The following is a 6,724-nucleotide window of genomic DNA, read 5'->3' as shown; positions in this document are numbered from 1 at the left end:
CGACTCCTGGCCCTCAACGCGGCGATCTGGCACAACTGGGCCTGCCGAGCCGACAGGAAACGATCACTGATCCACTACGACCACCCCACCCCACTGACCAGCACATAAAAGCGCATCAACCATCTAGCCAGTGCTCTGTCCGGGAAGGTACGCCGAGGCGACAGCTCCGCCCCGATAGTCTGCACGGCATGATCGGCTCATCCGCGAACTCCGACGATGCCGCGGTCGCGACAGCCGGGGCGCAGGCCGGCGCGGACGTGATCGGCAACATGTACGGCGAGCGGCTCAGCCGCATCGACAAGGGCGCAGGGGACGCGCTACTCGACTGCCGCAGCCCCATGCGCAGCCGCGACGCGCTCGATCTCCGCGACCAGCTTGAAGTCGAGTTCGGTCACGACCGCGTCCGAGCTGTATGTGGTGAGCGAGATCGTCAACTTGCCCCAGCGCAGGTCGATGTCCGGCTGGTGCCGCAGCCGGTGCGCCGGCTCGACGAGGTCGGCGAGGAACGTCGTGCTTTCGTAGAAGTCCAGCGCAAAGGTCTTATGGATACGAGCCGTGTCCCCCTCCCACCCGTCCCACCGCGACAGATGATCGGCCACCGCCTCCACCGACAACGGGTCACGCTCCGCCATGTGCTGCCGCCCCTCAGATCATCCCTGCGGTTGCCAGTACACGCCGCGCCCGTCTGCCCGGCGCCGAGTGGTGCCAAGGTTTCAACTGCTCCCACGCCGTGAGGATTTCCCGCTTGAGGCGGGCGGACCCAGCCTGCGCGGCGGTCGTTGCGGCGTCCGTCAGCACTTCCGCCGCGTGCTCTGGTTGCCGGGCGTCGGCGAGGGCCTGCGCGTATCGGGCGGTGAAGACGGCACGGTCCCGGGCGGGATGCTGCGCGCCGAGCACGTCCGCCCACGCATCTGCTGCCTCGTCCCCAAGCCGCAAACGGCTGTAGCACGTGGCGCGCTGGGCTGGCAGATAGGTGGGGGCCTTCCCCGCCACCCCCCACGGGTACTCGTCGTTGATCTGCGCGACCAAGGGAGCGGCCTGCCGCAGCGCACCGTCTGCGGCCACACGGTCTCCGCTGAGAGCGTGCCCGTGTGCGGCCTGCTGGAGGGCCTGCACGCGTACTTTCGGGCACAGCGCGCGTCCACCACCGCCCAGGGCGACGCCTACCAGTTCCACGGTCCCTGGCCCGTCGCCCAGATCAGTGTCGATCATGGCTCGATTGACCAGGACGTGCGCGGTGAGCTGGGGATCGGCACTGCGATGCGCCAGTTCGATGCTGCGCGCCGCCCACCGGTCCGCCTCATCCATGGCACCGGCGTCCTGGTGCAACCACGTAAGACGCGCGGCGTACGCGGCGGTGAGCTGCCACAAGTCGCGGCGGTCCGCACCCCGGGCCCCGTGGGCGAGCTGCACAAGGGTCACGTATCCCTGCTGCACGGCAGGCAGCACACGTGCCGATCCGAGGACGGTGTCCGCCTTGTGATACCCACCGAGCTGGTCCCGGAAGTAGTCAACGACCTCGGCATGACTGCCTGGCGGTGCGGGCAGCGCGGCGGCGGCCGTCATTGCCGACGCGTCCGCGAGGAACGTACGGCGCTTCACAGGCTCGCCCCCTTCTCCCGCCTCGCGCAGCAGCTCCGCCAGCTCGCTCGGCGTGAGCCCCAGCAGCGCACACAGTCGCGGGCACTGCCATCCCTGCGGGGTCGTCTCCCCGCGTTCCCACCGGCGGACAGTCGTGGTCGCGACGGACATCTCTACAGCGAATTCCTCTTGAGAGTACCCCGCCACCCTGCGCCGCAGCGCGAGCTGACTCGGCATCAGAAAGTCTCCCTATCCGCGTTGTTGCACTACATCGTGGCATAACGGCGAGTTCTGCACGGAAGATGTGCGCTCGCCGCGCTGGTCCTCCGATCAGGCCGGTTCTTGACTGGTTGGCATCACGACCAGTGAACGCGGAGCGAGGTGCAGGTCATGGGAGTCGACGGTCACGGAGCCCGGGGAGCCCACGGGGCCGGGGAGACGGGCGGAGCCGGGGGAAGCGCGACGGGCGCGGAGGCAGGCGACATCGTCGCCGACGCGACGCGGGCGACCACGCGGCCATACGGGCGTGAGTGGGTCGGCACCGTGCTCAGCGTGTACGTCGACGTACCGCTGAACCCGCCCGGCCGCGCCTACCGCGTACGCGCCGCCGACCACTTCGAGTGGACGACGACGGCCGTACGCGCGGCCACCGACGCCGAGTCGGAACGGCACCGCGCGACCACCACCAACAAGGCGAACCCGCACCGCGCAACGCCCGCAACGGCCCGGCCGGCCGAAGGCCACCGCTCGTGAGCGTCATGACGCTGCGCGTCTCCCGCGACGGCGGCCGGACCTACGGCCCGCAGGAGACCGTTCAGCGTGACCCGGCCACATCTACGCCGCCGCTCAGCCAGGCATACCCCCCGTGCCGGTGCGACCGCTGCCGCGCCAGAGCGGCCAACAGGCAAGCGCGCGACAGCGAACCGATCGGGGCAGGCGCAGGCACATGGTGGCAGCGATGCCATCGGTGCGGGGCCTCACCCGTACTGACGATCGTCGTATCCGCACCAACGGAACGCGGCGGGGCAACGCTCACAGCCCGCACCACGTGCGCGTGCCGACCGCAGTGATGGAAGCTCCCGGGCCGCCCGCTCGTTCCTCCAGCAACGCCGAAAGCCCCGGACAAGACCACCGAGCTTGTGCGCACCACGGCGACCCGCTCGCCCTCCCGTGCTGCCTCGAAGGCCCGTCCCCCCGTTACGAGTTGACCGGAGGCGGAGACGGAGGCGGCGTGGCTCGGGTGGAGTCCAGCAGCTCCCGTACGTCCGGCCTGCTGCGGTACGGCTCGAACCGGGTGAGCACGGTGCGCAGGTCGCCATCGGTGCGCGGGGAGGCGGTGCGGTGCGACAGGGTGAGGGCTCGGTCGGCGCTTGCGACCGCTGCCGTCACCTCGCCCGCGTCCAGGTACGCACCGGCCAGCCACGCGGAGTACCGCGCCCTGGCGCGGGAGTGCGTGTCCCCGTACGGCACCGTCAGGTGTTCCAGCACGGGTACGGCGCGGTCGGGGCGGCGCAGTTCGGTCCAGCACCGGCCCACCTTGATCATGGATTCGTCGCGGTTGATCCAGTACAGCGCCGCGGGTTCCTCGCCTTCCCACGTGTCCCGCTGGTCGTGCGCGTCCTGGGCCGCGCCCATCGCGCGGTCCGCTCCGCTGTCGTCGCCCGTACGCGCGCAGGCCCATGCGCGGCGGTCAGCCAGCAGGGCGCGGACGACCGGCGGCGCCGCAGGACCGGCGACCATCTGAGCCGAGTCGGCCACGGTGACCGCTTCGCGTGGCGTGGGCCCGGACGCGATGAGATAGGAGAGCTGGGACAGGGAGATGGCGGCCAGGGTGCGGTCGCCCGCCTGCTGGGCGGCTGTCGCGGCCCGCTGCGCGAGGACCTGCGCCATGGATACGCGTCCCGCGTCGTAGGCGGCCCATGAGGCGCACTGGTGCAACTCAGCGAAGAGCGCCAGGAGTCCACGGCCGACCTCCTGCGTGAACGTGCCGGTGGTACCGAGCTTGGACACGCGCGCGATCTCCTCCTGCACGAGGGGATACACGCCGGCCCCGCCCTGCAGATCGTCCAGCCTGCGCAGTTCGCCGACACGGCGTTGCGAGCGCTCGACGTCGCTCCGTCCGACGCGCCGAGGCGCGGCGGCCGTCACCGTCGGCACCGCCGCGAGCGACACACCTGCCAGCGCTGCCCCCATGAAATCTCTTCGCTCCACTGGCGACACCTCCATGTCAGGGGTACCCGCGCCGTCCCCGCCGGATTCCCGCCGCACCACATCCAGCATCGCGACCAGTTGGCCGGGCGCGATGCCCAACAGGCGGCAGATCCGGGGCTGTTGCCACGGCTGAGGGGTGGCGGTACCCGCTTCCCAACGCCGCACCGTACTGGCCGCGACCATCAGCGCCTCGGCCATCTGTTCCTGCGTGAGGCCAGCGACCCTACGTCGCGCAGCCAACATGCGTCGCTTCACCACGGACCCCCCGGAATCGCGTCGTCGCTGCACAGCGCAGGGCATGCGCGGTTCGTGAACCCCAACTGCGCGGCGCCCGCTCTGGTTACCACAACGCTACAGCCGTCAACTGAGTGTCACGTCACAACCAGCGAGCGCGGAGCGAGGTGCAGGTCATGGGAGCCAGCGGTCACGGAGCCCGGGGAGCCCACGGGGCCGGGGAAACGGGCGGAGCCGGGGGAAGCGAGACGGAAGCGAAGGCAGGCGACATCGTCGCCGACGCGACGCGGGCGACCACGCGGCCATACGGGCGTGAGTGGGTCGGCACCGTGCTCAGCGTGTACGTCGACGTACCGCTGAACCCGCCCGGCCGCGCCTACCGCGTACGCGCCGCCGACCACTTCGAGTGGACGACGACGGCCGTACGCCCAACCACTGACACCGAGGCCGAACGGCACCGCGCGGCCACCGACGCCGAGTCGGAACGGCACCGCGTAGCCACCACGGCGGGTCGGACAGCCGGAAGCAACAACTCGTGAGCGTCATGACGCTACGCGTCTCCCGCGACGGCGGCCGGACGTACGGCCCGCTCCAAACCGTCCAACACGACCCGGCCACCAGCACCCCACCCCTCACCCAGTCCTACCCCCCGTGCCGGTGCGCCCGGTGCCGCGCCAGAGCGGCCAACAGGCAAGCGCGCGACAGCGAAGCGATCGGGGCAAGCGCGGACACATGGTGGCGACGGTGCCCCCGGTGCGGGGCACCGCCTGTACTGACGATCGTCGTGTCCGCACCGGCGGAACGCTGCGGGGCAACGCTCACCGCGCGGACCACGTGCGCGTGCCGATCGCAGTGACGAGAACTCCCGTCCAGACCCGGCGTGGCACCACAGAATCAATGGAGCGCACGGCGCGGTTGATCGAGTCGGCAGGGCTGGTGGTGGACCGCGGGCTGTGGACAGGGCCGGGGAGGGAACTGGTCCCTGTGGGCGCGAACTGTTCGCACACTCCGAAGCCTGCGGGCTGCGGCCCGATCAATCCTGGCAAGTGCGCGTCGCACTAGGCTGAGCGGCCATTCGTGACGGAGGGAGTGAGGGACATGACCGCAGACGAAGCGCGGCGCGTCGATGTCGCGTTGAGAGGCATCGGGTTCCCGGGTGTCGTCGCTCCGGTGAATGCGGACGATCCGTCGGGCGAGTGGGGCGTGTACGACCAGGCCGATCCGGGCAAGCGCGTCGACATCACGGGAACGGCGCTCGTCGCCCTCGCGGACAGCCCTGTGCCCGATGCCGGTGGCAGGCCACGGCGCGGGTTCGTCATTCCGCCGACGGCACGTGCATAGGCGCCGGCCAAACGCTGCTCCGCTCCCCGTCGGCGGTGTCCAGGGGGGCGGAGTCGCCCGGCGCCGCCAGGCGCAGGCGCTCGCAGGCCGTCCGCTCACTCCCCCAGCAACTTCACCAGCCCCCTGGCGAGGCCGCCGCGCCAGCAGGCGTAGTCGTGGCCTCCGTTGAACTCCTCGTAGGTGACGGCGTAGCCGCGGGCGCGGAGGACGTTGCGGAGGCGGCGGTTTTCGGAGAGCAGCATCCATTCCTGGGTGCCGACCTCCAGGTGGAGGCGTACGGGGCGTCGCGCGGTGGAAGCGTACTGGCGGGTGAGCCACTCGGGCGCGGGCGCGTTCTCGTCGGAGGGGTCGGGGTCCGGCCACCAGAAAGCGCCGGACTGGCTCAGCGCGAGGCCGAACACGTCGGGGCGCCGGTGGATCGCGTACGCGGCGGTCAGGCCGCCCGCGCTCTGACCCGCGACGAGCGTACGGGCCGGGTCGGCGGCGGCACCGTAACGGGCGGCGGCCCACGGCAGCAGCGTGTCGGCGAGCCAGTCCGTGAACGCGCCGCTACAGCTCAGGTCCTCCATGCGGTCGGACATCGTGTCGACGAACAGGCCGATGGTGGGCGGCAGTTGGCCGTCGGCGTGCAGTCCGTCGAGGATGTCGCCCGCGCCGAGCACGGGGCCCCACATCTCGCCGTCGAGCAGGACGGCAACCGCGTAGGGGCCGCCCGCCGCACCCCCGCCGCACCCCTGCCCCTGCCCGTGCCCGTGCCCGTGCCCGTGGGGAAGGTGGACGGTGACGCCGCGGCCGTCCAACGCCGTACGTACCGACGTACCGCGTGACGCCCCGGCCGGGCGCACGGCGTACGGCTGCGGGGGCGCCTCAGGCAACTCCAGTACGGACGCCGGGTTACGGCCGCCGCGCGCCGGCAGCGGGGGCGTACGGCTGAGGGGGTCGGGTACGGCCTCGTCCAGTACGCGGCGCCAGGAAGCTCGGTCGGTGCGCAGGAGTTCGGCCGGGGGGCCCGTGTGGAACTGGTAGGAGGCCCGGTGGTCGGCCCGCAACCGGTGGGTGAGCGCCCACACGCCCGTACCCTCGACCCGTTCCATCAGGTGGGGGGTCAGGTCCTTGGCGTACCTGTCCTTGTCCGTGACGGTGTGCAGTACCGCCAGTACGGCCTCGGCCGGCCGCTCAGGATCGTCCCGCCACAGGAAGGTGACCAGGCGGTATACCGGGTCGCCTTCCGGGTCGGGCTCCACCAGCGGGGTGCCGCGCGCCTCGGCGCGCAGCCAGAAGTCCCTTTCGGCGCCCGGAACTTCGGCCCGTACCGCCTGGCGCAGGGCATCCAGCATGCCGTTCCCCTTCCTCTTCC

Annotated in this window: 7 protein-coding genes; 3 read left to right on the top strand and 4 right to left on the bottom strand. The window is 71.4% G+C overall.

Annotation, left to right across the window (positions count from 1 at the left end; genetic code table 11):
* Positions 1-317: 317 nt before the first annotated feature.
* Both NMN56_RS35045 and NMN56_RS35040 read right to left on the bottom strand, forming a co-directional pair.
* Positions 318-632, bottom strand: coding sequence for a 4a-hydroxytetrahydrobiopterin dehydratase (locus NMN56_RS35045; protein WP_274039386.1), 315 nt, complete (start codon positions 630-632; stop codon positions 318-320).
* 13 nt (positions 633-645) lie between these two features.
* Positions 646-1,818 (bottom strand): helix-turn-helix transcriptional regulator, encoded by a 1,173-nt coding sequence (locus NMN56_RS35040; protein ID WP_274039387.1) that lies wholly within the window; start codon positions 1,816-1,818, stop codon positions 646-648.
* A 153-nt stretch (positions 1,819-1,971) separates the two neighbouring features.
* Between NMN56_RS35040 and NMN56_RS35035 the strand changes: the two genes are divergently transcribed.
* Complete coding sequence (locus tag NMN56_RS35035) at positions 1,972-2,334, top strand: hypothetical protein (protein WP_274039388.1); 363 nt, start codon at positions 1,972-1,974, stop codon at positions 2,332-2,334.
* 444 nt (positions 2,335-2,778) lie between these two features.
* On the opposite strand, the gene NMN56_RS35030 is transcribed toward NMN56_RS35035, so the two are convergent.
* Positions 2,779-4,035: a helix-turn-helix domain-containing protein gene (locus NMN56_RS35030; RefSeq protein ID WP_274039389.1), complete on the bottom strand. Its 1,257-nt coding sequence runs from the start codon at positions 4,033-4,035 to the stop codon at positions 2,779-2,781.
* A 167-nt stretch (positions 4,036-4,202) separates the two neighbouring features.
* Between NMN56_RS35030 and NMN56_RS35025 the strand changes: the two genes are divergently transcribed.
* The gene (locus NMN56_RS35025; protein ID WP_274039390.1) at positions 4,203-4,565 is read left to right on the top strand and encodes a hypothetical protein; all 363 of its coding nucleotides are present in this window, start codon (positions 4,203-4,205) and stop codon (positions 4,563-4,565) included.
* Positions 4,566-5,124: 559 nt separating this feature from the next.
* Positions 5,125-5,367: a hypothetical protein gene (locus NMN56_RS35020; protein WP_274039391.1), complete on the top strand. Its 243-nt coding sequence runs from the start codon at positions 5,125-5,127 to the stop codon at positions 5,365-5,367.
* Positions 5,368-5,462: 95 nt separating this feature from the next.
* Here NMN56_RS35020 and fes read toward each other — a convergent pair whose 3' ends face one another.
* On the bottom strand, positions 5,463-6,704 hold the full coding sequence (fes, locus tag NMN56_RS35015) for an enterochelin esterase (protein WP_283742540.1): 1,242 nt from the start codon (positions 6,702-6,704) through the stop codon (positions 5,463-5,465).
* Positions 6,705-6,724: the final 20 nt, after the last annotated feature.

Source organism: Streptomyces iconiensis (assembly GCF_028657195.3).
Lineage (GTDB): Bacteria > Actinomycetota > Actinomycetes > Streptomycetales > Streptomycetaceae > Streptomyces > Streptomyces iconiensis.
The sequence above is the reverse complement of the archived record's forward strand: the minus strand, read 5'-3'. Positions and strand labels throughout refer to the sequence as shown.

What these genes read in the sequence shown, in the direction of transcription:
- NMN56_RS35045 (WP_274039386.1), bottom strand. Translation starts at nt 632, where the DNA reads ATGGCGGAGCGTGACCCGTTGTCGGTGGAGGCGGTGGCCGATCATCTG.
- NMN56_RS35040 (WP_274039387.1), bottom strand. Translation starts at nt 1,818, where the DNA reads ATGCCGAGTCAGCTCGCGCTGCGGCGCAGGGTGGCGGGGTACTCTCAA.
- NMN56_RS35035 (WP_274039388.1), top strand. Translation starts at nt 1,972, where the DNA reads ATGGGAGTCGACGGTCACGGAGCCCGGGGAGCCCACGGGGCCGGGGAG.
- NMN56_RS35030 (WP_274039389.1), bottom strand. Translation starts at nt 4,035, where the DNA reads ATGTTGGCTGCGCGACGTAGGGTCGCTGGCCTCACGCAGGAACAGATG.
- NMN56_RS35025 (WP_274039390.1), top strand. Translation starts at nt 4,203, where the DNA reads ATGGGAGCCAGCGGTCACGGAGCCCGGGGAGCCCACGGGGCCGGGGAA.
- NMN56_RS35020 (WP_274039391.1), top strand. Translation starts at nt 5,125, where the DNA reads ATGACCGCAGACGAAGCGCGGCGCGTCGATGTCGCGTTGAGAGGCATC.
- fes (WP_283742540.1), bottom strand. Translation starts at nt 6,704, where the DNA reads ATGCTGGATGCCCTGCGCCAGGCGGTACGGGCCGAAGTTCCGGGCGCC.